The sequence below is a fragment of the Streptomyces sp. NPDC102258 genome (genome assembly GCF_055584685.1).
In genome coordinates, this window is the sequence record NZ_JBVJLO010000005.1 from 347,270 (window position 1) to 374,096 (window position 26,827).

Genomic DNA, 26,827 nt, shown 5'->3' on the forward strand with positions numbered 1-26,827 from the left:
GCTCGTCGTTGGTCGTTGGTCGTTGGTCGCTCGGACGGGCGCCGGGCCGGTCAGGCCAGGGGCAGGGGGTGCGGGTACAGCGCGTCCTCGGCGAGCGGGGCCGCCACCAGGCCGAGCTCGACCGGGGTCCGGTAGAGGCGCTCGCCCCCCAGGTGGGGGAAGGCCGGCGGGGCATTGCCGATCAGGCCCGGGACGACGACGCGGACGACGGCGAGACCGGCGGCGGCCACGTCGGGCGTGGTCAGGTCGACGCTGTAGGCACGCAGCCCGGCCGACGCGATCCGCTCCAGGTAGGGGCCGCGCGCGTCCTCGCCCGGTATGCGGGGCAGGTCGGCGAAGGCGACGCGGCCGGTGCCGCGCAGCCGGTCCAGAGGGGCGCCCTGCATCCTGGGATCGAGATAGAGCTGGGCTATGGCGGGCAGGTCGGTCAGGTCGCGGTAGTCGCGGCGGAAGGCTTCCCGGTAGCCGCGGTCGGCGCGGAAGGGCCGGAAGACGTGGCGCTCCAGGGTCCCGGCGCCGACGGCCCGCCACACCTCGCTGTCCGGCTCGGCGAGCTGGCGGGTGAGGGAGTACAGCCCGTACGCCTCGACGAGAGCCTTCCCGGCGGCGAGTTCGGGGGTCGCGCGGCAGGCGCTGCCGAAGGCCACCATGCCCCGCTCGGTGTCTTCGAGGAAGGCGGCGGCGACGGGCACGCCGAACTCGGAGGGGATGTGCAGCAGCCGCACCGCCGGTCCCGCGCCCTCCCCCGGGGCCGGGCCGCCCAGGCGCGCGGTCACGGTGGCGGTGTCCGCCGCGGTGAGGGCGGCGGCTTCGGCGCCGGTGCTCCACCAGATGGTGGTGGCGTCGCGCTCGAAGAGCTCTTCGAGGGCGAAGCGTTCGGCGTGGGCCGGGTTCTCGCCGGCGGCGATGCCGGAGTAGACGAGGGAGTGGACGGCGGGTTCGGTGGTGCGGGGGCCGTGGTGGTAGTCGAGCCAGGCGAGCGAGGCGGGGATCATGGTCGCGGCGCCGTCGTGCAGGTCCCGGCCCGTGGTCCAGGCCACCGGCAGGTCCCGGCCGAACGGGGTGAAGGGGAAGCCGGGTGTGGCGTATTGGGCGGCCGAGTACAGGGCGAGCGTCGTGGGATCCAGGGCGCTTCGGCCCTCGCCGACGAGTTCGTCGTACGAGGCGATGCGCAGCCCCTCGGGGATGGCGTTGCCGCAGTACCGCTCGACGGCCTCTCCGACGGCGGCACGCCGGGCCCGGTCGTGGTCCCCGGCGGAGGCGCCGAAGCCGAAGCGGTCGGCGAGCCAGGGCGCGAACACGTCGGTACGGGCCACGCTGGCGCCGTAGCCGACCCACATCCGGGGCAGCCCGGGGCGCCGGCGCTGCGGCTCCAGCCGGGTGATCAGCCCGGTGCGGGCGTCGAGCAGAGCGCTGCTCATGGCGTCTCCTCCTCGGTGGGGTGGTCGTCGGGGGTGGGGAGGACCAGCCGGGTGCCGTCGACGGGCCGGGTCAGGACGGTCTGCCGGGCGGGGGCGCAGGCAGTGCCGCGGTAGCGGTCCTCGTGGGTTCCGAGGGCGCGGGCGAGGCGGGGGAAGTCGCTGCTGGTGACCTCCAGCTGGAGGCGGGATCCGGCCGGCACGGTGACGCAGACCGGGCCGAGCGGGATCTCGTACCGGCCGCCGCCGTCGCCGTCCCGGCCGGTGTCGACGCTGCCGTGGGCGAGCTCCAGGCAGCGGCCGTCGGCCGTGAGCTCGTTCCAGCGCACGATCCAGTCGGTGGAGGGCGCGGTGGTCAGCGCGGCCAGCACGACCGTCGGGCGGCCGGCCGCCCGGACCGGAGCGTCGAGCGGCGCGGTCGTGAACCGCACGGCGTCCGCACGGGCCGCGAGGGGGGCGCGGTCCACGGCGGGCCGGCGTGAGGGGTGGGGATCGGCCGGGTCGTAGCGGAACCGGCACTGGCCCCCGCGGGCCGGTGCCGGGCGGGCGAGCGTGCCGTCGTGGTGGGCGTACCAGACCGTCCCGGTGCCCGGCGGGGGCCAGGACGCGCCGGTCCACCACGTGTCGGCGCCGACGACGAACACCTTCGCTTCGCTGTCGGCGGCGGCTTCGGCGGCTTCGGCGGCGGTACGTGGCTTGCCGGCCAGTACCCGGCGGAGCCAGTCCAGTTGGAGGGCGCCGAGGTCCAGGCGGGAGGCCGGCCCGTGGTCGCGGTCCCCGATCCGGGTGCCGGGAGCGTAGGAGAGGTCATGGCCCCACGGGCCGATGACCAGCGAGCGGGGCGGTCTCGGGGTGAGGGCGCCGCCCGCCCGGTGGAAGTGTTCGAGCACCTCGTCGACCAGGAGGTCGTACCAGCCGCCGATGTGCAGCGCCGCGGCCGGGACCTTCTCCAGCTCGGCGGTGTCCGGCCCTTCGGCGCGGTGGCGCGGGCCGTTCTCGACCACCTCGGCCCAGCCGGGGAGGCGGGCGCCGAGCCGTTCGCCCAGCTCCATGACGGGGAGGTGGTCCAGCAGCTTCGGCTGCTCCCGGAAGACGTGGGCGGTGAGCCCGTCCCGGCTGGTGCGCGCGTCGGCGCGCTCCAGCCACCAGGCGGCGTGTTCGGCGAGCCGCAGGATGCCGCTGTGCTCGAACTTGGTGCGGCCCAGGGACATGGACGGGCCCATGCTGACGACGGCCGCCACCGCCGCGGGCCGCTCCGCCGCGAGCGCCCAGGCGGTGTGCCCGGCGTACGAGCCGCCGTAGGTGACGAGACGTCCGTCGCTCCATGGCTGGGCCAGGATCCAGTCGGCCAGCGCCGCGCCGTCGCCGCGCTCGTTGTGGTACGGCTGCCAGTGCCCGTCCGAGTCGTAGCGTCCCCGTACGTCCTGGACGACGTACGCGAACCCCCGGGCCCGCCAGCCCGCCCCTTCGGCGAGGTGGGAGCTGCGCCCGTACGGGGTGCGGGTCACGACGGCGGGTACGGGCCACTGCGCGCGCGGCGGCAGATGGATGTCGACGGCGAGCGGAGTCCCGTCCCAGCCGGGCACCCGCTCGTTGGCGCGCAGCACGGCCCGGGACGTGGGCGGGGCGCTCATCCGGCCGCCCTCGGCGCGTGGGCGGTGACGGGCAGGGGAAGAACGTGGTGGCGGTCGAGGGTGGCGGTGGCCGGATCGAACACCAGCTGGACGTTCTCGGCGGCGGGGTGGCCGGTGGCGCGATGGCGCAGCAGGTCTTCGACCAGCAGGCCGGCGATCACCGCGGTCGCGGCCTCGGAGAGCCGGGGAACGGGCGGCAGCGCGTGGGGACGGGCGTCCTGATGACCTGCGTCCAGGTAGGCCCAGTGCGCGGCGAGTTCGTCGGGCAGGTCGGCGGCGGCGAGGATCCGGCCGCGGGTGTCCGCGTAGCCGGACGTGCGTCCGGGGACGAACAGCGGGCCCAGAACGAAGCGGAGTCCTTCGGCGTGGCACCGGTGCCAGGCCGTGCCGTACGCGCGGCACCAGGCGTCGGTGTGCCGCCAGCGCGCGTCGGGCAGCCAGCCGGCGCAGGAGATGACGGCATCGGCACCGCGGACGGCCTCTTCGGTCATCGGCCCGGCGCTCACCTCGGCCGTGGCCGGCAGCAGCCGGGCGACGGCTTCGGCGACCGGCGTCCCGTCCTCGATGTGGACGGCCCACGGGGCGTCCGCTCGCGGGGCGTCGGCGGCGGCCAGCACCCCGCGCTCGCGCAGGGCCGCGTCAAGGGCGAGCGCCTCGCCGTCGCGGGGAGCGTCGGCCGCCCCGCCGTAGGCCCGCGTCCGGGCGTCCCCCAGCAGGTCCTTGGGGCCCCGGATACGGATGAACCGCCCGTCGGGCGCGCCGTGCCGCCATTCTCCGTCGGGTCCCTCGTAGAGGTGATGGCCGGGTGCGATGCGGTCCATGGAACGTTGCGCCTTCCTCGGCGGTGCGTGCTGCGTAGCGGGGCTGGTGGGTCGGGGGGGGGCCGCCGCCCGCGGGAATCCCGCGGGCGGCGGCGCGCTGTCCGATCAGGCGGACCAGGCGAAGGGGTTGTGCACGAGGGCGTTGGTGCCCGGTCCCTGCGGGGCGGACAGCGAGCCGTCCGCCGCGAGCTCCTCGAAGGCGAACGGGTTGTGCACCAGGGCGTTGGTACCGGGGCCCTGCGGGGCAGCCAGGGAGCCGTTGGCCTCAAGCTGCTCGAACGCGACCGACATGTGTCCTCCTCATTAAGTAATGAAAACGATTGTCGTTTCCAACTGGAGGTGACATTAGGGCGCGATGGCGCGTTGCGCAAGGGGCGTCTCATCACATGGGCGGAAAGCGCCGAATTCTGCCGGGCGTTTGATCCGACTATGCTCCGGACCGTGCCGTCCGCCCTGGTGTACGAACGGCGGATGTGTCCACTGTTGAACAGGTTCGGGGAACAGCGTGCTGATCGGGCGTCAAGAAGAACGGGCGGCCATCGGCGCCGCACTGTCACCGGCGGCCGCGCCGGCGTCCGTACTGCTGCTGCTCGGCGAACCCGGAGTCGGCAAGACGGTCCTCCTGGACATGGCGGTCGAGGAAGCCGCCCGCGGCGGCACCAAGGTGCTCCGGGTGCGGGGCAACGCCGCCGAGACCGAACTGGCCTTCGCCGGCCTGCACCAGCTGCTGCTGCCGGTCCTGGACCGGGTGGACGGGCTGCCGGTCCGGCAGCGGGCCGCCCTGCTCAGTGCCTTCGGGCTGGGCGAGGACGCGACCCCGCCCGACCTCATGATGATGAGCCTGGCCGTCCTCACCCTCGCCTCCCAGACCGCCTCGGCCCAGCGCCTGCTCCTCGCCGTGGACGACGCCCAGTGGATCGACCCGGGCAGCTGCCAGGTGCTGGGCTTCGTCGCCCGGCGCCTGGCCGGTGAACCGATCGGCCTGCTCGTCGCGGCTCGCGGCACGCGCCGGCCCGAGTGGCTCGACCCGTCGACACCGGAGCTGGTGGTGCCGCCGCTGTCGCCGGAGGACGCCGAGACGCTGCTCAGCACCCAGCCGGATCCACCCCTCGGCTCCACCCGCCGCCACGTGCTGGCCACCGCCGCGGGCAATCCGCTGGCCCTGGTGGAACTGGCGCGTTCGGCGGCGCGGGACGGGGCCCTCCCGGCCACCGGGCACGTCCCCGTCACCGATCTGCTGGAGCGGACCTTCGCCGACCGGGTCGACGCGCTGCCCGCGGCGACCCGTCAGGCACTGCTGGTCGCGGCGGCGGCCGAGGGCGCGGGGCTGGCCGACGTGGTGGCCGCCCTGCCGGCGGACACGGACATGGACGTGTGGCTGCCCGCCGAGGCAGCGGGACTGATCCGGGTCCAGGCGGACCGCATCAGCTTCCGGCATCCCCTGGTCCGCTCGGCGATCTACGGATCCGCACCCTTCGCGGAGCGCCGCCGCACCCACCTGGCGCTGGCCGCCGTCCTCGGCGGCGATCCCGACCGCCGGGCCTGGCAGCTGTCGGCCGCGACGGTCGCACCGGACGCGTCGGTGTCGGCCGCACTGGAGGCCACCGCCCTGCGCGCCCAGGCGCGGGGAGCCATGGCGGAGGCCGTGGCCGGCCTGGAGCGGGCCGCGCAGCTGAACTCCTCCGCCGAGGAGCAGACCCGGCTGCTGTCCACGGCCGCTTACGCCGCCGTCCTGGTCGGCGACATCGCCCAGGCGGAGGCGCTGGCGGCGACGGCCGCCGAACTCAACACCGATCCGGCGGCCCTGGTCTGGATCTCGGGCCTGACCGGGCTGGTGGAAATGCTGATGATGCGCCTGGCGCGCGCGTTCGCCCTGGTGGCCCCTACGCAGCCGCCCGGCCCGGCGGACATCCACACGGGCATGTCCACGATCGCCACCGGCGTCGCCTACCACTCGGGCAACCTCGCGCAGCGGGAACAGCTCGTACGGTGGCTGGCCGGCCGGGTGTCGGACGAGGCCCGGCCCCACCCCTTCCACCTCTGGGACGCGGGCGTCACGGACCCCTTCGGCCAGGGGAACGCCATCCGGGCCGTGCTGCCCGCCGTGGCCTCGGCCACGGGCCTGCCGACGACCCAGATCCACACGCTGGGCGTACTGTGCCTGATCCTCGACGAGACCGAGACGGCGGTGAGCCTGCTCGGCGAGGTCGCGAACCCGCAGTGGGAGCACGCCGACGCCTTCCACGGCGGGATGACCGCGGCCGACCTGGCCTGGGCCAACCTCGACAGCGGCCGGTGGGCGGATGCCCGGCTCGGGGTGGAGCGGCTCGCGCTGCGGTTCCTGGCCGGGGAGCGCACCCTCGGAGTCACCCGCGCCCTCACCGTCCTGGCCACCCTGCACGCCCTCACCGGCGAGCCCGCACTCGCCGTGAGCCACGCCACCGCGGTCATGGCCGCGACCGAGCCCGGTTGCGTGCTCGGCACCGTCGCCCGCGCCCGCCGCGCCGCGGGACTGGCCGCCGTGGCCCTCGGCGACCACGCGTCGGCGTTCCGGCATCTGCGGGCGCTGTTCGACGCGGCGGGCGCGCCGGTCCACTTCCACCTGTCGTGCTACGCCGTCGCGGACTTCGCCGCCGCCGCCGTGCTCGTCGGCCGCGCCGAGGAGGCCGTGGCCGCCCTGTCGCGCGTGCGCTCCGAAGTGGGTGACGGGGCCTCGCCCCGGCTGCGGCAGATCCTGCACCGGGCCGCCGCGCTGCTCGCCGATCCGGCCGAGGCCGGGCCGTCCTTCCGGCGCGCCCTGGAGGATCCGGCGGGACGGCGCTGGCCGTTCGAACACGCCCAGGTCTGGCTGGAGTACGGGGAGTGGCTGCGCCGGCAGCGGCAGATCGCCGAGGCCCGGGAGGCCCTGACCGAAGCCCGCGAGGTCTTCGACGGGCTCGGGGCGGTGCGGTGGAGCGAACGGGCGCAGGCCGAGCTCCGGGCCGCCGGCGTCGCCGTCGAATCGTCCCCGCGCAGCGCGTTCAGGACCCTGACCCCCCAGCGGCAGCGCATCGTCCGGCTGGCCGCGCAGGGTCTGACGAACCGGGAGATCGGCGAGCGCCTGTTCCTGTCGCCCCGCACCGTGGGCACCCACCTGTACCAGGCGTTCCCGGTGCTCGGGGTGGCCTCGCGCAGTCAGCTGCGCGATGTGGTCGAGCAGGACACCGCGGGCTGAAGGGCGGGTCGGGCAGAGCGCAAGTCATGTGACGGATGGCTCCGGAGGCGGGTGATCCAAGACTGGGCGGAGGAGACCGTCACTTCGCCCCGGAGGCCCCGTGAGCCCGACCTCGTCACCCCCTGCCGCGCCCGCGCAATGCTCGCCCGTCGGCGCCGTCGTGGTGTCCACCTCGCCGCTGTCGCCGCACGAGCGGGCGGACTACTGGCACCACGTGGTCTCCGACACCTTCATCCCGCTGGACGTCACGCTCCACGAACCCGAGCCCTCGGTCGGGACGATCACCAGCGAGCACCTCGGCCCCCTCCGGATATCGGTGGTCGAGGCGGGCCCCCAGACCGTCCGGCGCGACAAGCGGCTGATCGCGCGGGGCGGGGACGAGTACATCACCGTCACCCTCCAGCATTCCGGAACCGCGCAGCTCACTCAGGACGGGCGTCAGGCCCTGGTCAGACCCGGGACGTTCACCTGCTCCGACGCCGGGCGACCCTACGAGAGGCGACAGCCGGACCGCTTCCGCTTCACCGCGATCCGGGTGCCCAAGCAGCGGCTGGGGGTGGCGGACACCGATCTGCGTGCCGTCACCGGAACCGTCTTCGGCGACGAGTGCGGCACCGCCGGGCTGGTGGCCGGGTACCTGTCCCGGCTGGCCGAACGGGCCGCTGGCTTCGACCCGTACACGGGCGGGCAGCTCGCCCTGACCGCCGCGGACCTGCTTGCCGTGCTCGTCCGTGAACGGCTGGGCCGGCTCGACCCGCAGGCGTCCGAGACCGCCCGCGGCATGCTGGCGCGGATCAAGGAGTACATCCTGCGCCACCTCGCCGAACCGGGCCTGACCCCCGACCGGATCGCCGCCGCCCACCACCTGTCGGTGCGGTACCTGCACAAGCTCTTCCAGACCCAGGGGTGCACCGTCGGCACCTGGATCCGGCGCGAGCGCCTGGAGCGGTGCCGCCGCGACCTGGCGCGCGGCCCGGCGGCGCCGCCCGTCTCGGTGGTCGCCCACCGGTGGGGGTTCGCGAACCCCTCGCACTTCAGCCGGGCATTCCGGGCCGCCTACGGCATGTCGCCCCGCGCATGGCGGTCCCTCGCCCGCACCGCGTGAGGTCCCACCGCGGCTTCACAGGGTGCGCCGGACGCCCGCCTGCCGTTCCAGGTTGCGCAGCTGCACCGCCAGGTCGCCCTCGACCGCGTGATGGGCGGGGCCGCTGCGGCCGATGGGCAGCACCTCCTCGCTGCGCATGTCCTCCAGCATCAGGGCGTAGGCCGCGTACGTGGCGACGAGCGCCACGAGCAGCCCGAGGGCTCCGGCCGTGTACGTCAGCCAGTGCGCTCCGGTCAGCCCCGCGAGCCCCGTCGCCGCCCACCTGGGCAGGGAGACCACCAGGACCAGCCACAGGGCCCGCTTGGGCCGGGTCACGGCCGCCATCAGTGCCCCGAAGCACAGGAAGGCCAGGTTGAACACGCCCAGCACCCGGTGTCCGCCGGCGGCTCCGGTCCCGATGACGAGGCCGTACGCCAGCCAGCTGCCGGCGAAGGTGCCCATCAGGGTGGCCGCGATCACGTCGCGGGCCCCGAAGGACAGGAAGCTCACCAGGAGTTGCAGGGCGAAGGCGGGTACGACGCACAGGGCGACGGCGGTGCGGTCGGCGGCCTCGAAGACCCCGAGCTGGAGGCAGCCCGTCATCACCGAGGCGATGGCCACCGTGAAGAAGCCGAGGGGCATCGGGGACGCGATGGGGCGCAGGTTGATCCGCGTCATCGACCGCAGGTCGGGTTCGAAGCGCCGTGCGGGGGGCGGTTCGGGCGGTGCGGGGTGGCCCTCGGCCGGGACGTCGGCGGGGATGTCGCTCATCGGTGGGTTCTCCCGTTCAGTGCGCGAAGCACGGGTCGGTGAGGGGCGGGGGCGTCCCGGGTCCGGAGCCCCGTGCGGCGCGCCACAGCCGTTGCTCCTCGGAGTCGGCGACGGCCTCGGCCATGGCCAGGGCCTGGTCGGCGCCCCGGGAGTGGTAGCCGCCGAAGTGGGCCACGGGGCTCCACGGCGGGCTGACGGGCGGCACGGCCTCGTCGAGGCCCTCGTATTCGGCGGCCGCCCAGACGATCCGGCCGCCGACGACGGTGAGCACGGACTCGATGTCGGGGATGGCGGCCTCGGGCACGGTGAAGTAGTCGTCCGACAGGATCGCGAGGTCCCCGTAACAGCCCTCGCGCAGGACGCCCTTGACGTCCTGCTCGCCGGTGAGCCGGGCACCGCCCCGGGTGTAGAGGCCGAGCGCGGCCTCCCGGTCGATCAGGTTCGCGGCCGGGTAGAGGGCCGTGCCGCCGACGGTGCGGCCGGTGACCAGCCAGTGCAGCGAGACCCACGGGTTGTACGAGGACACGCGCGTGGCGTCGGTGCCCGCGGCGACGGTCAGTCCCCGGTCGAGCATGGCCCGGACGGGCGGGGTGTGGGCGGTGGCGGCGGCCCCGTACCGGTCGAGGAAGGCAGCGCCCTGGAACGACATCCGGTTCTGTACGGACACGGCTCCGCCGAGGGCCGCAATCCGGTCCAGGCTGTCGGCGGAGACGGTCTCGGCGTGGTCGAAGAGCCAGCGGTTGCCGCCCGGGAAGAGCCCTTCGGCCGCCAGTTTCTCGAAGACGGCCAGGTCGCGGCGGATCGTCTCGTCGTAGGTGGCGTGCAGCCGGAAGCCCCAGCCGTTCTCCATCAGCAGCCGGACCGCCTGCTCGAACTGCGTCTCGTAGTCCACGGCGAGGTCGGGCCGCGGTTCGGCGAAGTTCTCGAAGTCGGCGGCGGCCCAGGTCAGGTTCTCCCCGGCGCCGTTCAGCCGGAGCCATTCGTCGCCGTCCCCGGGCTTGACCGTACTGGTCCAGCGCCTGAGGTCGGCGAGTTCCTGCCCGGCCGTCTGCGGGAAGAGGTGGTAGGCGATCCGCAGCGACAGCTCTCCGGAGCGTGCCAGGTCGACGACGGTGGCGTAGTCGTCGGGGAAGTTCTGGAACCCGCCCGCCGCGTCCACTGCCGAGGTCAGTCCGAAGCGGTTGAGCTCGCGCAGGAAGTGCCGGGTCGAGGTCCGCTTGTCGGCCGCGTCCAGGGTCGGCGCCTTGGCGAGGGTGGAGTACAGGAGGAGCGCGCTCGGCGCCGCGAGCAGCACCCCGTTCGGTTCGCCGTCCCGGCCCCGTACGATCTGCCCGCCGCGCGGGTCGGGGGTCTGACGGGTGTATCCGGCGGCACGGACGGCGGCCCGGTTCATCAGCGCCGACTGGTAGAGGTGGAGGACGAAGACGGGGGTGTCGGGTGCGGCGGCGTTCAGTTCGGCCACGGTCGGCATCCGGCGTTCGGCGAACTGCTCGGCGGTCCAGCCGCCGACGACCTGGATCCACTGCCCCTTGGGGGTGCGGCCGGCTTGCTCGCGGAGCATGGCCAGGGCCTGGCGCAGGCTGCGTACGCCGTCCCAGCGCAGCTCCAGCACGTAGTTCAGGCCGCCCCGGATGACGTGCAGGTGCGAGTCGTTCAGGCCCGGGACCACCCGGCGGCCCAGGGCGTCGACCACCTTCGTCGCCGGGCCCACCAGGGCGGCGAGGTCGTGGTCGTCGCCGAGGGCCACCACGCGGCCGTCGCGGACGGCGACGCCCTGGGCGGCGGGACGGCCGGGATCCCCGGTGTACACCTTGGCGTTGCGGACGAGGAGGTCGGCCGCCGCCGGCCGGGGGTGCGGGGCGGGGACGACTCCGGCCACGGGCATGCCCGGCCCGTCGGCCCCGCCGGCTATCGCGGCGTTCCCCGTCATGCCAGGGCCTTGCGCAGGGTGGCGACCGCGAGGGCGGTGGCGAGTTCGGCCGCCTGTGTCTCGCGGAGCGCGTTCAGCATGACGAAGTCGTGGATGGTGCCGAGGACGCGCAGCGCGGTGACCGGGACTCCGGCGGCGCGGAGCTTGGCGGCGTACGCCTCGCCCTCGTCGCGCAGGACATCCGCTTCGGCGGTGATGATCAGCGCGGGCGGCAGACCGGTGAGTTCGTCGGTGGTGGCGCGCAGCGGGGAGGCGGTGATCCGGGCGCGGTCGCTCTCGTCGGTCGTGTACTGGTCCCAGAACCACTGCATGGCCTCGTGGCGCAGGTAGTAGCCCTCGGCGAACTGCTGGTACGAACCGGTGTCGAAGGCGGCGTCGGTGACCGGGTAGAAGAGGACCTGGTGGACGAGGCGGACGTCGCCGCGCTCCTTGGCCATGAGGGTGAGGGCGGCGCTCATGTTGCCGCCGACCGAGTCGCCCGCGACGGCGATCCGGGTGCCGTCGAGCTCCTTGGTGCGCCCCTCGCGGGCCACCCACCGGGCGACGCTGTAGTTCTGTTCGATGGCGACGGGGTAGCGGGCCTCGGGCGAGAGGTCGTACTCGGGGAAGACCACGGCCGCCCCGGCGCCCACGGCCAGTTCGCGGACGAGACGGTCGTGGGTGTGGGCGTTGCCGAACACCCAGCCCGCACCGTGGACGTAGAGGATGACGGGGAGCGGGCCGGACAGGCCGCGGGGGCGGACGATCCGGGCCCGGACGTCCCCGCTGGGGCCGCCCTGGACGGTGATCCATTCCTCGTCGACGTCGGGCAGCGCGACGCCTTCGCCGTTCTGTACGTCGTCCAGCGCCTTGCGGCCCTCGGGGACGGGCAGCTGGTAGAGGAACGGCGGCCGGGCGGTGGCATCGGCGAAGGCCTGGGCGGCGGGTTCGAGGACCGGCTGGTTCGGCACGGTGGGCTCTCCTGGTGTGAGTGGGCTGGGCGGGAACACGGTGACGGCGTATGCCTGGTCCGTCCCGGTCGGACGGGTCTGGCACGCCGGTCCGTCAGCCGTTCGGCGGCGGACGGACCGGCGGCCTGGTGGAGCTTGTGCGCCTCAGGCGAGGAAGGCGAGGAGCGCCGCGTTGACCTCGTCGGCGTGGGTCCAGGTCAGACCGTGCGGTCCGCCGGGCACGATCGTGAGCCGGGCGCCGCTGATGTGCTGGGCCAGGGGGATCGCGGTGGCGTCGATGGGCAGCGTGCGGTCGGCGTCGCCGTGGATGATCAGCGTGGGGACGTCGATGCGCGGCAGGTCCGCGCGGAAGTCCGTGAGCCAGGCCTGGACGCAGTCGAGGGTGCCCTTGGCCGAGGCGCCCACGGCGACGTTCCAGCTTGCCTGGACGGCCTGCTCGCTGATGCGGTCGCCGCCCAGGACGTCGACGTTGTAGAAGTCGGCGAGGAAGGCGGTCAGGAACGCGTACCGGTCGGCGGTGAGGGCCTCTTCGATGCCCTTGAAGACGCTCGCGTCGACGCCTCCCGGGTTGTCGTCCGTCTTCAGGAGGAAGGGCGGGACCACGCCTATCATGACGGCCTTGGCGATGCGCCCGGATCCGTAGGTGCCCAGGTAGCGGGCGACTTCGCCGGTGCCCATCGAGAAGCCGACGAGGACGGCGTCGCGCAGGTCCAGCGCGGTGAGCACCTCGTGCAGGTCGGAGGCGAAGGTGTCGTAGTCGTAGCCGTCGGCGGGCTGGTCGGAGCGGCCGAAGCCGCGACGGTCGTAGGTGACGACCCGGTGGCCCGCGGCGAGCAGCGCGGAGGTCTGCTTCTCCCAGGAGGCCCCGTTCAGCGGCCAGCCGTGGATCAGCACGACGGGCTGACCGGTGCCGTGGTCCTCGTAGTAGAGCTCGACGGGAGCGGAGTTGCCTTCGGCGACCTTGATGAACGGCATGCTGTGGTCCTCTGTCTCTGTTCTCAGGTGTGTCGGGGTGCGGGTCGGGGTTCTGCTGTACGGGCGTGTGAGGGGGGCTAGAGGCCGTACGCCTCCAGCAGGCGCAGCCAGATCTCGCTGACCGTGGGGAAGGCGGGGACGGCGTGCCACAGGCGCTCCAGCGGGACTTCGCCGACGATCGCGACGGTGGCGGTGTGGATCAGCTCGGCGGCCCCGGGGCCGGTGAAGGTGCAGCCGACGATCACCCCGCGGTCCGCGTCGACGACGAGCTTGGCGTGGCCGCGGTAGTCGTCCGCGTACAGCCGGGCTCCGGTGACGTCGTCGATCCGGTACTCGACCGTGCGCACCTCGATGCCCGCTTCCCGGGCCGCCCGCTCGGTCAGTCCGACGCAGGCGATCTCCGGCCGGGTGAAGACGGCCTGCGGGACGGCGGTGCGGTCGGCGCCGGCGTCGACGCTCCTGGCGTGCCGGCGTACGGTGCCGTCGCAGCGGCCCGCCGCGTGTCCGGCGATCGCCGCGGCACACACGCGGGCCTGGTACTTGGCCATGTGGGTGAGCGGCGCGCGGTGGTTCACGTCGCCTACGGCGTACAGCCAGCCCTCGTCCACGGCGGTGACGCGGCAGTCGGCGTCGGCCTGGAGCCACTCCCCGGCGGCCAGTCCGACGTGCTCCAGGCCGAGGCCGGTCGTGCGCGGCCGGCGGCCGACGGCGGCCAGCAGTTCGTCGCAGACCAGTGCGGAGCCGTCGTCGGTCTCGACGGTCACCTCACCGGTGCCCGCGTCCCGGGAGACACGGGTCGCCGAGACCCCGAAGCGGATCGTGACCCCCTGGTCGGTCAGGCTCCGCGCGACCTCCTCGGCCGCGTACGGCTCCCAGCCGGTCAGCAGGGCCCGGTCGCGGACGAGGAGGGTGACGGCCGCGCCGAGGGAACGCCAGGCGGTGGCCATCTCGCACGCCACCGCTCCCCCGCCGATCACGACGAGCCGGGCGGGGACCGCGTCGGCCGCGGTGGCCTCCCTGTTGGTCCACACGCCGATCCGGTCCAGCCCTTCGACGGGTGGCAGCGCGGCCTCCGTGCCCGTGCTGAGCACGACCGCGAGCCGGGCCCGCAGGGTAAGGACTCCGCCATCGGCCCCGGTGACCTCGACCCGGCGCTCCCCGGCGAGCCGCCCGTGGCCCCGTACGAGGGTGATGCCGGCGCCGCTGAGCCAGTCGGCCTGGCCGTCGTCCGCGCCGCGGGCGGTGAAGCGGTCGCGACGGGCCAGGACGGCGGCCGCGTCCAGCGGCCCGGTCACCGCCTGCCGGGCGCCTTCGACGGCGAGCGCGGCCTGGCGGGCCGCGCCGGGGCGCAGCATGGCCTTGCTCGGTACGCACGCCCAGTAGGAGCATTCGCCCCCGACCGCTTCGGCCTCGATGACGGCGGCGCTCAGCCCGGCCTGGACGATCCGGTCGGCGACGACCTCACCGGCCGGGCCGGCGCCGATCACCACGACGTCGTACGTTCCGTCCATCAGGCGCGCACCGGCGGGGTGCCGGCGAGGTGTTCGCGTGCGGTGGTGGGTGCGGGTTGCATCAAGTACTCCAGTGAGCAGGTCAGTCGGGCGATCGGGAAGCGGCGGGACGGGGTGGGAGGACCCGGCCGGACGCGGGTACGGGGATACGCGGCCGGCCGGGTCCGGTCTGCGGCCGTGGGCCGGTACGGGGAGGGTGGACGGCTCAGGGCCGGGTGGCGGGGGTTCCGGCGGCCGGGGCGCGGTGCAGGGCGAGCCGGGTCAGCAGTCCGCTGCCCAGGCCGGCCGCGAGGACGACGGCCGTCCACCACAGGGGGTACGGCGTCAGGCCGCAGGCGGCGTCCAGGGACCAGGCGCCGGGGCCGGTAGCGGCCAGGGCCGCGGCGGCGCCGATCAGGAACAACGGGTACTCGTACCCGTCGTTCTGCACCCAGAGTCCGTGGGGCCACTTCACGGTGAGGGCGACGGTCATGACACCGATGACCCCGGTCGCGGCGAGCGGCGTCAGGAACCCGGCGGCCAGCAGGAGGCCGGATCCGATCTGGCCGCCGCCCGCGGCGAGGGCGGTGAGGGTCCCGCCGCGGAACCCGTCCGCGCGGAACTCCCGCGCGCCGCCGTCGAGCCCCTTGCCGCCCAGGCGCCGGCTGACCTTCTGCACCCCGTGGCCCGCGACGAGCAGGCCCACGAGCAGACGCAGGATCAGAATGCCGGTGTCCAAGGCGGTCAGCCGGCCGCGTGCGCGCCGATGACGGCCTGCGCGTACACGACGCCCAGGCCGTACGCGCCCGCGTGCGCCTTCACGATCTCCATCACGGCGGGGTACGTCTCCTGGCGCGCCCAGTCGCGCTGGAGCTCCAGCAGCACCTGCACCCAGGTCACGGGCACGGCGCCGGCGGCCAGCATCCGCTGGAGGGCGTGCTCGTGCGCGGCCGGGGTGACGCCGCCGGAGGCGTCGGCGACCACGTAGACCTCGTAGCCCTGCTCCAGCGCGGACAGCGCGGGCAGGACGAGGCACACTTCGGTCCACAGACCGGACAGGATGATCTTCTTGCGGCCGGTGGCCTTGACCGCGGCGACGAGGGCCTCGTCCTCCCAGGCGTTCATGCTGGTGCGGTCGATGACCTCGTGTCCGGGGAACACGTCGGCCAGCTGGGGCAGGAGCGGACCGGAGAAGGATTCGGCGGCCACCGTGGTCAGGACGACCGGTACGTCGAAGGCCAGGCCCGCCTTGGCGAGGCCCACGGTACTGTTGATGATCGAGGCGCGGTCGCCGCTCCCGGTGCCGAAGAACATCTGCGGCTGGTGGTCGACGAAGACCATCACCGCGTTGTCCGGCGTGAGCAGGTCCCGGCTCGGGGCGGCCTGGACCTTGTGGGTGTCGAACATGAGGGGCGTCCTCCCGGAGCGGTCATGAGGGGTTCGCCGGCCGCTTTTCCGTCGCGGCCCGGCTCATCCCGAACCTATGACCGCCCCGGCTGACCGTCTTTGCCGCCAGGGCACGGGAACTGGCACGAGAGCGCACCAGCCGCCGCACCCGCCCGCTCTGCGCGCTTCCAGGGCCCTTCCGCACCGCGTCCCGGGGTGCGACGGCCGGTCCGCCGGGCTCACTTCGCCTGGGCGAGCCGGACCGCGTCGGGGCCGGCCGGGAACCGGAGCTGGCCGGTGGTGTCGTGCACGGCCCGCCACACCGTCTCGGCGACGTCGCTCTCCTTGGTGAACAGGTCCTCGCCCATGAAGTCGTCCATGGACTTCTTCACGAACTCCGCGTAGGGCGCCGCCACCAGTTCGGCCGGCGTCCCGTCCTTCGCCGCGTTGGCCCCGAAGTTCGTCGTCAGGCAGGCACCCGGCTCGACCGTCTTCGCCCGCACGCCGAAGGGCGCCAGTTCGAGCGCGAGCGATGCGGTGAACCCCTCGACGGCCATCTTGCTCGCCTTGTAGACGGCCGTGAGCGGCATGTGGCCCAGCACCACGCTGGAGGTCACGTTGACCACCACCCCGGAGCCGCGTTCGCGCAGCTGGGGCAGCACCGCCTGCGTCATCGCCATCACGCCGAACGTGTTGGTCTCGAACACCTCCCGCACCCGGGCCATGGAGGTGCCCTCGAAGACGCCCATGGACGGGATGCCCGCGTTGTTGACCAGGGCGTCGACCGGGCCCGCCGCCGCGAACGCGGCGGTGATGCTCTCCGGCTTGGTCACGTCGAGCTCGATGACGCGCAGCCGGTCGGACTCGGGCAGGATGCCCGGGCGCGGCGTCCGCATCGTGGCGATGACGTTCCACCCCTGCGCGTGGAAGTGGAGGGCGGTCTCCCGCCCGTATCCGGAGGAGGTGCCGGTGATCAGTACGGTGTTCATGTCGGGCCCCTTGCGACGGCGGTGGGATCCGCGGAGGGACAGGCATGTTCCTGCCCGGCGGAAGAAGTGCTGATCCCATTGAAGCGCTCTGAGCTGCGCAGATAGTAGAACTATCCTCGCCTCCTCTTGCACGATCCTCCCGCGCGGCGCTTCTCGTCGGCTCAGGGCAGTACGGACGCGGGAGTGCGCGCCGACTCCCGCAGGCGGGCGGCGTCGCGCCTCGGGGGTTCGCCGAACTGGCGGCGGTACTCGCGGCTGAACTGCGAGGGGTTGTCGTAGCCGACGCGCCGGCCGACCCCCGTGACGTCGCCGGGGTCGCTGGCGAGCAGCAGCCGGGCCTCCTGGAGCCGGATCTGCTTCTGGAACTGGATGGGGCTCATCGCGGTCACCGCCTGGAAGTTGCGGTAGAACGCGGACGCGCTCATGCCGGACAGCCGCGCCACGTCCTCGACCCGGAAGGGCTCGGCGTAGTGCTCGCGGATCCAGCGCACGGCGCGGGAGACGTGACTGAGGCCGCTGTCGGCGAGGCCGAGCTGGCGGACCGCCGCCCCCTGCTCGCCGGTGATCAGGCGCCACAGGATCTCCCGCTTGACCAGCGGTGCCAGTACGGCCCGGTCGCGGGGTTCGTCCAGCAGACGCAGCAGCCGGACCACCGCGTCGAGCAGGCCCGGCGGGGCGTCGCTGACGGCGATCCCCGACGGTGCGCCCGTCCCGGAGCGGGGGATGTCTCCGGGGCCGGCCCGCAACAGCAGTTCGGCGACGGTGGCCGGTTCCAGCGTGAGTCCGAAGCCGAGGGCCGGCCGCTCGGGATCGGCTTGGGTGAACTGGCCGGTGACGGGGAGGTCGACGGACGCCACCAGGTACTGGCCGGGGCCGTACGCGTAGACCCTCTCGCCCAGTGCGAGCCGTTTGGCGCCCTGGGCGATGACCGCCAGCACCGTGCCCGACATCGAGGGTGCGGGCGGATCCGACCGGTCCACCTTCGAGATCAGCACCCCGTCGAGGGCGGTGGTCCAGTCTGCGCGGGCATGCCTGGCCAGCAGGGCGCGGAGCTCTTCGAGGTGCATGCCCCCATTGCAGCACCCTGTCACGGCGCAGCCGCCCGGCACAGGAGGATCGTGCACGCACGCGCGGGCATCGCTCTACGTTTCCGCAGGCCAGGGCCGTTCAGGAACACCGTCCCACTCCCCCGGCGGGGAGAAAGCCGCCACGGCTGCCACCCCTACAGGGTGCGCGCCGTGGTGATGTCGTCGGCGATCTGGAAGAGGTCGCGCGCCTGCGTGAGGTGCAGGAGCCGGTCGAGCCGCGCCGGCACGGGGCCGGCCAGGACGAGGCGGCCCGAGCGCAGCAGGCGCAGCATCAGGTTGAGCATGGAGGAGTCGGCGAAGGTGACCTGGCTGACGTCCACGATGATCCGGCGGACATCCGGTGCGGCGGTGGCCGCCATGCCGGCCGCCGCGAGCGGTTGCAGCGTGTCCTGGTCGAACTCACCCGCGCACGTGATGACCCGGATGCCATCGTCGTCCGGCAGGACCGTGACCTGCTGATCCATCCCCGCACACTCCCCACGTCGAGCCTGCGGGCATTCTCGGCGGCGGCGGGCGTCCGGGGCAAGAAGGCCGCCGCGTCAGCGCGCGGGTCTCGACGGCCGGGTCCAGCGCGAGGCGTCGTCCTAGAGGCGGGGGCCGTATGGGGCCAGGCCGATGATGAGGATGCGGCGCTCGCCCGGGCCCGGGCCGTCACCGCGGCTGACCGGGGCTACGTAGTGGCTGACGCGGTGGTCGTGGACGGCGTACCCGTCGAGGGGCTCGGTGAGGGTGAAGCGGGCGTGCAGCACGCTGTCGGGGAGGTCCGCGGGCCGGCGGCCGGCGGACTCGGGGGTGGCGATGACGTTCTCGCCGCCGCTCATGTTCGTGGAGCCGATGAAGTGGGCGAAGGTGAACGTCGCCGCGTTCCCGCCGTCCTGGTGGAGGCAGTCGGGCGAGGACACGGCGGTTTCGGCGTCGGCGTCGACGGCGAGCTTGAGGAAGTGGACGCCGACGTAGACCGGGGTGCGCTGGAGGTCCTCCAGCCACATGGCGTGTGCGAGGTCGGTGTGGATCAGGCGTTGCAGGAGCGCGTTGTCGTGCAGGGTGGTCGGCAGGTCGGGCAGGCGGCGGCGTACGTCCGGGAACTCCGGGTTGTGGTCGTCCTGCCAGTACTCGGTCACCGTGCCGTGGACGGGGTCGGGGGCGCCCGGGGTGAAGGACAGCTGCCCGGTCCACGGCAGGTACACGGCGTGGGAGTAGCGGCGGAACCGGTGGGTTCCGGGCGCGTACGGGTCGAGGGGGAGCGCGGCGAAGACGGTCTCGATCTCCGCCAGGTCCCGGCGGTGCGCGTCCGGGTCCAGGTCCAGGTCGGCGGCGCGGTAGCGGGCGAAGCCCTGGCCGCGCAGGGCGTCGGTGACCGCGTCGGCGGTGTGCGGGCGGCGGTCGTACAGGGTCGGGGCTTGCTTCACCGGGCCTCCTGAGCCACCGGGCACAGCTCGGCCTCGGGCGGCTGTGCGGCCACGCGTCGTGGCAGGTCGTGGGGATCCCAGGCTGACACGGGCGGCGGCCCGGCGCCGTCACACGGCCGCCGGTCAGGTGAACCCACGGGCCCGGGCACCCGCTACGTTCCTCGGGGCGCCTACCGAGGGGGCCGCGCACGTACGCCCGCCGCGCGGCCCATGCCGAGGGCCAGTCTGCGTACGCCGGCCCAGTTCATCGGGATTCCCCCGCGGTTCCCGGGCCGGTGCCTGGGCACCAGCACGCGCAGCGCACCTGGCCCCACCCGGCAGCGCACCGGTGCCGGCATCGTGAGCGACTCTCCGTCGATCCCGACGGGGACGTGCGGTGCGTCCGAATCCACCACCACCTCGCGTGCGGTCAGCGTCGTCAGCCCCGTGAAGTTCCGGCCGCGCAGGACGCCCGCGGCCTGGGCGGCGTTGTCCACCTTCACCCCGAGGACGCCGAGGAGGCCCGAGTCGAGGCGGGGGCGACGGCCGAGGCCCGCGACGTCACCCGTGCCGTAGGGGTTGTTGCTCACCAGCACGGCCTGCGGTTCTTCGACGGCGGTTCCGTCGTCGGTGCGCACGGTCAGCCGGGGTCCGGTCCGGCGGGCCAGGAGGTCCGGTAGGAGGCTCAGCGTCGTACGCATCTTGTCGTCGCGGTACGCGGGGTCCCGCACCACTTCCGCGTAGGTGCCGAAAGAGACGTTGTTGACGAAGGTCCGGTCACCTATGCGACCGAGGTCCACCCGTACCTCGACTCCGTCGGTCAGCGCGTCCAGACAGGTCGACGGGTTCCGCCGGTCCAGTCCGAGGTCCATGGCGAAATGGTTGCGCGTGCCGGCACTGATGACCAGGAACGGAACGTCGTGCTCCGCCGCGACCGCGGCGACCAGGGCCTGGGTGCCGTCACCACCGGCCACACCGACCAGATCGGCGCCACGCTCCACGGCGCGCCGCGCGAGGGCGGTGACGTCCTGGTGGTGCTCCGGGTCGAGCACCACCACCTCGGCGCCGAGCGCCTCGGCCTTCTCCCGGAGGTGGTGGATACCGACCTTTCCGCCACCCGAGCGGGGATTCATGATCAGGAACGGGTGTCGCGGCGGCCGTGCCGGACGTCCCGGCATCCCCGACAGCGCCTCGTCGGCCAGCGCCGCCCGCCCGGCCGCCACGGCCAACGCCCACAGGGCCAGCGCGCCCAGCACCACCCACAGGAGTCCCGCGTGCACGTACGCGAGCACCAGAGCGGCGGGGGCGGCGAGGCCGAGCGCGAGGGAAAGCCACCGGACCGGCCCGTGGTGGGCCAGGAACAGCCAGGCCGAGGCCGCGGTGACGGCCACGCCGGCCACTCCCACCGCGGTGAGGACAAGACCGCGGAGACCGGCGAAGACCATCATGACGGCGAGCGCCGCCGCGCCGGCCAGCAGGGCCACACGGGCCTTGGCGCGCATGCCCACGCCGTCACCTCCCGTCGACCCGCGGCAGAACCGTGCGGTCACCGCACTGTCCATTGGCGACCTGGCCCGGTGCCGCGCGCATCGCCCGGCCCGGGTGAGGTGCGGGGCACGCGATCAAGACCGCGGGACGAGATCATGCGGGCAAAACCCGGTGTCCCGGACCCCCGAGCCGATTCTCACCTGCGCCGGGTGAGTTCGCACGGACGGAACACCGCTCAGCATGGGCCAGGAGACGCGCGACACCGGTCCGGTGGTACGCGGAAGGCGGATGGCGCGCGGGCAGACGGACGACGCAGGCAGAAGGCGGCAGCGCCATGATCATGTCCGAAGGACGCGCAGGCGGTGCGCTCACCCCGGCCGAACGGGCCGAACGCGGTAAAGGGGTACGTGCGAACATACCGCGCTCCCAGCATGCCCGGTTCGAACCGGGCGCGCACCGACCCGATCCCGTCGAGGTGCTTCAAGATCAGGCCGCGACGCGCGTTCCGGAGCTGGCCTCCGTCCGTTATGGCCGGATGCTCCCGTCACCCTTCCGTTTCTACCGAGGGGCCGCCGCCGTCATGGCCGCCGACCTCGGGGCCGCACCCCACACGGGCCTCACCGTCCAGCTGTGCGGAGATGCCCACGTCCTGAACTTCGGCCTCTTCGCCTCGCCCGAGCGTTCCCTGGTCTTCGACGTGAACGACTTCGACGAGACCCACCCGGGCCCCTTCGAATGGGACGTCAAACGTCTCGCCGCGAGCCTCGCCATCGCCGGCCGCGAGAACTGCTTCACGGCGCGGGAACGGGCCGCGGTCGTACGTGAGGCCGTATCCGCGTACCGGCGGCGGATGCGACGTCTCGCCGGCATGCGCGTCCTGGACATCTGGTACGCCCAGGACGACTCCGACGCCCTGCGGCTGATCGCCGCCCAGGGCGGCAAGCGCGCCCTGCGCCGGACCGACCGGGTCCTTGCCAGGGCCCGCACGAGGGACCACCTCCAGGCGCTCGCCAAGCTCACCCACCGAGCCGACGGGAGGCTGCGCATCGTGCCCGATCCGCCGCTGATCGTTCCGCTGTCCGACCTGCTGGAGGAGTCAGCCGGTACGGACGCGGACACCGCCGTACGGGGGATCATCGACGCCTACGGGCACACCCTCGCGCCCGAGCGCCGGGACCTGCTCGCACGCTTCCACGTCGTCGACGCGGCGCGCAAAGTGGGGGGCGTCGGCAGCGTCGGCACCCGTTGCTGGATCGTCCTGCTGGCCGGCCGGGACGAGGACGACCCGCTGCTGCTCCAGGCGAAGGAAGCCGGGGAGTCCGTACTGGCCCCCTACGTCGCCCCCGCGGCGTACGAAAGCCAAGGCCGACGCGTCGTCACCGGGCAGCGGTTGATGCAGGCCACCAGTGACATCTTCCTCGGCTGGGCCCAGGTCACGGGCATCGACGGCCTGCGCCGGGACTTCTACGTCAGGCAGCTGCTCGACTGGAAGGGGGCGCTGCCGACGGAGACCATGCGCCCGAAGGGCCTGTGTCTCCTGGCCCGTGCCTGCGGTTTCTCGCTGGCACGGGGTCATGCGCGTTCGGGCGACCCCGTCGCCATCGCCGCCTATCTCGGCACGGGGGACGCCTTCGACCGCGCGCTGGTCGGATTCGCCGAGGCCTACGCCGACCAGAACCAACGTGATTACGACCTGCTCGTCGAAGCCGCGCGCACCGGCCGCGTACCGACGGCCGAGGGCTGATCACCCCTCTCCGCACCGGACCGGCCCCGAGAGGGGTCGTCATCGGCTTCACCCGGCGCCGCTTCTTGCGCACGGTCAGCGGCAGGCCGGCGGCCTCAGGGCCTGGCTCCGGGCTGGGTCGAGGGAATGCGCTGCGTGAAGAAGAGCGCGGTCAGCGCGGCCAGGGAGAGGACGGCGAGCGCGGCCCGCAAACCGTCGATGCGCGCCGTCGCGTTGGCGTCGAGGGCGCTCTGGGCCACCGCGGGATCCGTACCCGATTCGTCGAGTGCCGCGGTGAGCTGGGCATCCGACAGGAAAGGTGCCCCGCCGACGAGCCGGGTGTTCGCCTGGTCCTTGACCGATGCCGGGATCGCCGGGTTGGTCTCGATGGTCGCGAGGAAGGACGCGGTCAGCACCGTGATGAGGATGGACCCGGCGAGGGCGGTGCCGATCGAGGCGCCGAGGTTGGTGACGGTGTTCTGGATTCCGCCGACCTCGGCGGTCTGCTCGTCCGGGACGGCGGACACGGTGACCGCCCCGAGCTCGGAGGCCAGCGCCCCCATGCCCAGTCCGATCAACAGCAGCGGGACGGTGACGACGGCGGCTCCGGAATCCGCGTCCAGGGCCGCCAGCAGGACGACGGCGCCGACGAGCATCAGCAGGATTCCCAGTCGCACCACGCGCCGCGGTGAGGCGTGCGGACGGAACCTGGGGATCCCGACCGCGGAGGCCAGCAGGGAGATCGACAGGGGCAGGAGCAGCACACCGGTCTTGACCGCGGACAGGCCCAGCGCGACGGACAGGTAGAGCGGTACGACGAAGAACACGCCCATCTGGACGAGGTACTGGAAGAGGAACATCATAAGACCGCCGGTGAGCTGCCGGTTGCGCATGAGCCCCGGATCCACCAGGGGCTCGGTACCACGTGAGACCAGGCGCTCCTCCCAGCGGAAGAAGAGCCAGACGAGCAGCAGACCGGCCAGCACCAGCCACACGACGGGAGAAAGGCCGAACCACGACGGCGCACCGGCCTTGGGCCGGAACCAGCCCCACTCGCTGGTGCGCAGCACGCCGAAGACGAACAGCCCGATGCCCAGTGCGGACAGGACCGCGCCGAGGACGTCGATGCGCGGTCTGGCTCCGGGGGGTGCGTCGGCAGCCCTGCGGGCGAGCAGGAGAATCACCAGTACGACCACCACTTCGCCGGCGAACACCCAGCGCCAGGAGAAGTAGGTGGTCGCCACACCGCCGACGAGCGGACCCACCGCGATCGCCACCGCGCCCGCGGCGGCGACCAGCCCGTAGGCGGCCGGTCGTCGCTCCACCGGAAAGTTCGAGGCGACGAGGGCCACGATCGCCGGCAGGATCAACGCCGCTCCCACCCCTTCCAGGAACGACCAGCCCAGCAGCAGAACGGTGAGGTTCGGGGCGAGCGCCGTGGTGAGGGACCCGCATCCGTAGATGACGCAACCGATCATGAACGCCCTCTTGCGGCCGATCAGTGCCCCGACCTTGCCACCACTGATCATCAGCATCGCCATGACCAGCGTGTAGGCCGTGATCGCGCCCTGGAGGCCGCTCACCGTGGTGCCGATGTCCTGCGCCACCGTGGCGATCGAGACGTTCATGACCGAACTGTCCAGGGCCATCAGGAACTGGCCGGCCGCCAGAGTCAGCAGGACGGACCGCGCGGCTTTCGCCTTTCCGGAGGCGGGTGTCTCATGTGCCTTGGCTGCCATGTACGGAGCCTTCCACGCAGAGGGAGGGCCGCCCGTCGGCTCGCCGCGCGAGTCCACCGACCGGGGTACGCCCCGTACGCGGTCCGGCGCGTACTCGGGCTCCTTCGCCCGTACGGTCCACCGGACGTGCCGTGAGGGGCCACCGGGTCCGCAATGGAGGCAGACCACCGACCTCTCCCGGAGCCTCCGTGACCAGTCCCCACGAGCAGCCCCCGAACGAGCCCGCACACCCGGAGGGCCCGGGGGGCGGGGCAGACGGTCATGCGCGCGGATCACCGGGCGGCCGCATCGTGCGACGTACGGCCTCGGCGATTTTCATCGTCCTGACCTGCGTGCTGGTGCCCGTCGCGCTGCTCACCGTCTGGGTGCACGACATCGTCCTCGACACCGACCGGTACGTGTCCACGATGGCTCCTCTCGCCACCGAACCCGCTGTGCAGGACGCGGCGGTCCATCGCGCCACGCAGGCCGTCGACGTCCGTGTGGACGCACGCGAGGTGGTGTCGGACGTATCGGCCTGGCTCCAGTCGCGGGGATTGCCGCCCAAGGCCGCCAAGGCCTTGGAGGGACTGGCACCGCAGCTCGACTCCGCCGTCGACGAAGCGGTCACCAAGGTGGCCACGCGGGTGGTGCGGAGCGATCAGTTCGCCGATGTCTGGACGGGAGCGAACCGGGCTGCCCACACGGCCGTGGTGCGCGCCCTCACCGGCGAGGGGCGCGGGGCGGTGGGAATCGACGACGGTACGGTCACCCTCGATGTCGGCGCGGCCGTGGACCGGATCAGGGAGGAGCTCGTGGCCGCCGGGCTCTCCCCCGCGAGCAAGATCCCGGACGTCGACAAACAGATGGTGCTCTTCCAGTCCGACAAGCTGGAAAAGATCCGCGGCGGCGCTCACCTGCTGGATGTGATCGGGAACTGGATCCTTCTGTTCGTCGTCCTGATCGGCACGGCGGGGGTGCTGCTGGCCCACCACCGCCGCCGGGCCCTCGCGCGCACGGCCCTGGGCGCGGCCTTCGCCTGTCTGGTGATGATCATCGGGCTGGTCGTCGCCCGGCGCTACTACCTCGACCACCTCCCCGCCCAGGTCCAGTCCCCGGCCGCGGCCGCCGCCATCTTCGACACGCTCGTGCGCTTCCTGCGGGTCAGCCTGCGCACGGCCGTCGTGCTCGGCATCGTCATCGCACTGGGCGCCTATCTGGTCGGTCCCGGCCGGCTGCCGCGCTCGGTGCGCGGCGTGTCCGACCGCACCGCCGACTCCGCCGCCCTGTGGGCGTACCGCCACCAGGTCCACGCGGGACGGGCCGGGATGTGGTTCCAGACGTACCGCCGGTGGATCAGCGTGGCCGCGCTGCTCGTCGTGGCCCTGGTCTTCGCTCTGTGGAACCACCCGACGGTTCTCACGATCCTGCTTCTGGTCCTCGTCCTGCTCGCCGTCCTGGCACTGCTCGCGCTGCTGGCCGCGTCCGGCCGGGCGACCGCGGAAGCGGAGCGGCCCGCCGAGCCGCACCCGGACGGCCGGGGGTGACACGGCCCGCAAGGGTGATCTGTGGTGGCCACCGGGCAGTCCCCGGCACGAACTGAGGAGAACCGTCATGCCTTTCGCCCGTCCCGGCCGACCGCTGCCGCACGGAGCACCGGTCGGAGTGCCTACGCCGCCGGCCACCGAGTCCCGCTCGCCGCGTACGTGAGCGGCTGACGGCCCACCGGCCATGCGCCGCCTCCCTCCGCCGGTCGAGCGGGCCTTCGCGCAACTCGGCCACATCAGGATTCTGGACAACGCCACGCGTCTGGCCGCGCAGACCTTCCTGACCGCGCTGCCCGTGCTGTTCGTCGTCGGCGCCTACGCCCCGCCGGGCCTGCGTGAGCAGTTGGTCTCCTCGCTGCGGGCCGTTCTCGGCCTTGACGGGGCCTCCTTGGAGCAGGTGCAGCGGGTGTACACGCCGACGAGTGAGCAGACGCGTGACGCGTACGGTGCGATGGGAGCGGTGGTCACCATCCTGTCGGCCACGGCCTGTAGCCGAGCGCTGCAGCGGCTGTGCGAACGCTCGTGGCATCTTCCGAAGGCGGGCTCTCGGCTGGCGGCGTGGCGATGGGTGGCGTGGTTGCTGGTCTGGCTGGTCTTTCTGCTGTTCCAGGAGACCCTGCGCAGCGGGTTCGGCGTCAGTGCGTGGCTGGGCATCCCGCTGTCGGTGATCGCCGGCGTTCTGCTGTGGTGGTGGACCCAGCACCTTCTCCTCGGCGGCCGCGTCCGGTGGCTTCCCCTGCTGCCCGGTGCGCTGCTCACGGGCATCGCGGCTGCCCTCACGCCCACCGTGTCGCGGCTCTACCTGCCGGCCGCGTTGAACCACAGCGTGAGCCAGTTCGGCCCGCTCGGCTCCGTCTTCACCCTGCTGTCCTGGCTGATCGTCCTGTTCGCTCTCGTCTCCCTCGGCATTTCGCTGGGCTACGTCCTCGCCCACGAGCGTCCCTTCAACCGATGGCTGGGCACGTCGCCTAATCCGGAAGCCGACGCATCTCCAGGACGTGCAGGCCGAGGGACTGGAAACGGGACAGCAGGCCGTACAGGTGGGCCTCGTCGGTGACGGGACCGAACAGGACCGTCTCATCGGACACGACGAACTTGTCCAGCTCGGGGAACGCCCCGCTGAGCGCCTCGGACATCTGTCCGCCGATGCGTATCTCGTATCGCATGGGGCCGCTCTCTCCCGACGGACGAATTCCCCCCTCTGTCTCATGGT

At 73.2% G+C, this 26,827-nt stretch carries 23 protein-coding genes; 5 read left to right on the forward strand and 18 right to left on the reverse strand.

Annotated elements, in window-relative coordinates:
* Positions 1–50: 50 nt before the first annotated feature.
* The 4 genes from ACZ6ZT_RS11755 to ACZ6ZT_RS11770 all read right to left on the reverse strand — a co-directional run bounded on the left by ACZ6ZT_RS11755 (position 51) and on the right by ACZ6ZT_RS11770 (position 4,164).
* On the reverse strand, positions 51–1,421 hold the full coding sequence (locus tag ACZ6ZT_RS11755) for a YcaO-like family protein (RefSeq protein ID WP_469718052.1): 1,371 nt from the start codon (positions 1,419–1,421) through the stop codon (positions 51–53).
* Positions 1,418–3,052: a CocE/NonD family hydrolase gene (locus tag ACZ6ZT_RS11760; protein ID WP_469718054.1), complete on the reverse strand. Its 1,635-nt coding sequence runs from the start codon at positions 3,050–3,052 to the stop codon at positions 1,418–1,420. The genes ACZ6ZT_RS11755 and ACZ6ZT_RS11760 overlap by 4 nt, the downstream gene beginning before the upstream one ends.
* Entirely contained in the window at positions 3,049–3,873 is an 825-nt protein-coding gene (locus ACZ6ZT_RS11765; protein WP_469718058.1) for a hypothetical protein, read from the reverse strand. Before ACZ6ZT_RS11765 ends, ACZ6ZT_RS11760 begins: the two co-directional genes overlap by 4 nt.
* 105 nt (positions 3,874–3,978) lie before the next feature.
* Positions 3,979–4,164, reverse strand: a complete 186-nt coding sequence (locus ACZ6ZT_RS11770) for a streptamidine-related RiPP repeat protein (protein WP_469718064.1) — start codon at positions 4,162–4,164, stop codon at positions 3,979–3,981.
* A gap of 214 nt (positions 4,165–4,378) precedes the next feature.
* Here ACZ6ZT_RS11770 and ACZ6ZT_RS11775 point away from each other — a divergent pair, with 214 nt between their 5' ends.
* The gene (locus tag ACZ6ZT_RS11775) at positions 4,379–7,087 is read left to right on the forward strand and encodes an ATP-binding protein (protein WP_469718066.1); all 2,709 of its coding nucleotides are present in this window, start codon (positions 4,379–4,381) and stop codon (positions 7,085–7,087) included.
* Positions 7,088–7,247: 160 nt separating this feature from the next.
* Positions 7,248–8,192, forward strand: coding sequence for a helix-turn-helix domain-containing protein (locus ACZ6ZT_RS11780; protein WP_469718299.1), 945 nt, complete (start codon positions 7,248–7,250; stop codon positions 8,190–8,192).
* Positions 8,193–8,207: 15 nt separating this feature from the next.
* Here ACZ6ZT_RS11780 and ACZ6ZT_RS11785 read toward each other — a convergent pair whose 3' ends face one another.
* The 12 genes from ACZ6ZT_RS11785 to ACZ6ZT_RS11840 all read right to left on the reverse strand — a co-directional run bounded on the left by ACZ6ZT_RS11785 (position 8,208) and on the right by ACZ6ZT_RS11840 (position 20,640).
* Complete coding sequence (locus tag ACZ6ZT_RS11785) at positions 8,208–8,942, reverse strand: GPR1/FUN34/YaaH family transporter (RefSeq protein ID WP_469718069.1); 735 nt, start codon at positions 8,940–8,942, stop codon at positions 8,208–8,210.
* A 16-nt stretch (positions 8,943–8,958) separates the two neighbouring features.
* Positions 8,959–10,872 carry an amidohydrolase gene (locus ACZ6ZT_RS11790; protein WP_469718073.1) on the reverse strand — a complete coding sequence of 638 codons (1,914 nt, stop codon included), beginning with the start codon at positions 10,870–10,872 and terminating at the stop codon, positions 8,959–8,961.
* Positions 10,869–11,822 (reverse strand): alpha/beta hydrolase, encoded by a 954-nt coding sequence (locus tag ACZ6ZT_RS11795; protein ID WP_469718076.1) that lies wholly within the window; start codon positions 11,820–11,822, stop codon positions 10,869–10,871. Before ACZ6ZT_RS11795 ends, ACZ6ZT_RS11790 begins: the two co-directional genes overlap by 4 nt.
* Positions 11,823–11,966: 144 nt before the next feature.
* Positions 11,967–12,797, reverse strand: a complete 831-nt coding sequence (locus ACZ6ZT_RS11800; protein WP_469718078.1) for an alpha/beta fold hydrolase — start codon at positions 12,795–12,797, stop codon at positions 11,967–11,969.
* 77 nt (positions 12,798–12,874) lie between these two features.
* The gene (locus tag ACZ6ZT_RS11805) at positions 12,875–14,308 is read right to left on the reverse strand and encodes a dihydrolipoyl dehydrogenase family protein (RefSeq protein ID WP_469718083.1); all 1,434 of its coding nucleotides are present in this window, start codon (positions 14,306–14,308) and stop codon (positions 12,875–12,877) included.
* Between the two features lie 205 nt (positions 14,309–14,513).
* Positions 14,514–15,026, reverse strand: coding sequence for a DoxX family protein (locus ACZ6ZT_RS11810; protein WP_469718088.1), 513 nt, complete (start codon positions 15,024–15,026; stop codon positions 14,514–14,516).
* Positions 15,027–15,031: 5 nt separating this feature from the next.
* A complete protein-coding gene (locus ACZ6ZT_RS11815; RefSeq protein WP_469718092.1) occupies positions 15,032–15,694 on the reverse strand; it encodes a hydrolase in 663 nt (220 codons plus the stop codon).
* A gap of 218 nt (positions 15,695–15,912) precedes the next feature.
* The gene (locus ACZ6ZT_RS11820; protein WP_469718095.1) at positions 15,913–16,662 is read right to left on the reverse strand and encodes an SDR family oxidoreductase; all 750 of its coding nucleotides are present in this window, start codon (positions 16,660–16,662) and stop codon (positions 15,913–15,915) included.
* A gap of 161 nt (positions 16,663–16,823) precedes the next feature.
* Positions 16,824–17,729 carry an AraC family transcriptional regulator gene (locus ACZ6ZT_RS11825; protein WP_469718100.1) on the reverse strand — a complete coding sequence of 302 codons (906 nt, stop codon included), beginning with the start codon at positions 17,727–17,729 and terminating at the stop codon, positions 16,824–16,826.
* 155 nt (positions 17,730–17,884) lie between these two features.
* The gene (locus ACZ6ZT_RS11830) at positions 17,885–18,214 is read right to left on the reverse strand and encodes an STAS domain-containing protein (RefSeq protein WP_469718103.1); all 330 of its coding nucleotides are present in this window, start codon (positions 18,212–18,214) and stop codon (positions 17,885–17,887) included.
* Positions 18,215–18,334: 120 nt separating this feature from the next.
* Positions 18,335–19,159, reverse strand: coding sequence for a 2OG-Fe dioxygenase family protein (locus ACZ6ZT_RS11835; protein WP_469718107.1), 825 nt, complete (start codon positions 19,157–19,159; stop codon positions 18,335–18,337).
* Positions 19,160–19,329: 170 nt separating this feature from the next.
* The gene (locus ACZ6ZT_RS11840) at positions 19,330–20,640 is read right to left on the reverse strand and encodes a diacylglycerol/lipid kinase family protein (RefSeq protein WP_469718111.1); all 1,311 of its coding nucleotides are present in this window, start codon (positions 20,638–20,640) and stop codon (positions 19,330–19,332) included.
* Positions 20,641–20,966: 326 nt separating this feature from the next.
* Between ACZ6ZT_RS11840 and ACZ6ZT_RS11845 the strand changes: the two genes are divergently transcribed.
* On the forward strand, positions 20,967–22,370 hold the full coding sequence (locus ACZ6ZT_RS11845) for a DUF2252 domain-containing protein (RefSeq protein ID WP_469718302.1): 1,404 nt from the start codon (positions 20,967–20,969) through the stop codon (positions 22,368–22,370).
* Positions 22,371–22,465: 95 nt separating this feature from the next.
* Here the strand turns inward: ACZ6ZT_RS11845 and ACZ6ZT_RS11850 are convergent, their stop codons facing one another.
* Positions 22,466–24,088, reverse strand: a complete 1,623-nt coding sequence (locus ACZ6ZT_RS11850) for an MFS transporter (protein ID WP_469718114.1) — start codon at positions 24,086–24,088, stop codon at positions 22,466–22,468.
* Positions 24,089–24,378: 290 nt separating this feature from the next.
* On the opposite strand from ACZ6ZT_RS11850, the gene ACZ6ZT_RS11855 reads away from it, so the two are divergent.
* Positions 24,379–25,614, forward strand: coding sequence for a hypothetical protein (locus tag ACZ6ZT_RS11855; RefSeq protein WP_469718116.1), 1,236 nt, complete (start codon positions 24,379–24,381; stop codon positions 25,612–25,614).
* Positions 25,615–25,798: 184 nt separating this feature from the next.
* Positions 25,799–26,671: a YhjD/YihY/BrkB family envelope integrity protein gene (locus tag ACZ6ZT_RS11860; RefSeq protein WP_469718118.1), complete on the forward strand. Its 873-nt coding sequence runs from the start codon at positions 25,799–25,801 to the stop codon at positions 26,669–26,671.
* Here the strand turns inward: ACZ6ZT_RS11860 and ACZ6ZT_RS11865 are convergent.
* Positions 26,583–26,780 carry a hypothetical protein gene (locus tag ACZ6ZT_RS11865; protein WP_469718122.1) on the reverse strand — a complete coding sequence of 66 codons (198 nt, stop codon included), beginning with the start codon at positions 26,778–26,780 and terminating at the stop codon, positions 26,583–26,585. The two genes, ACZ6ZT_RS11860 and ACZ6ZT_RS11865, sit on opposite strands and share 89 nt — an antisense overlap.
* Between the last annotated feature and the right edge of the window lie 47 nt (positions 26,781–26,827).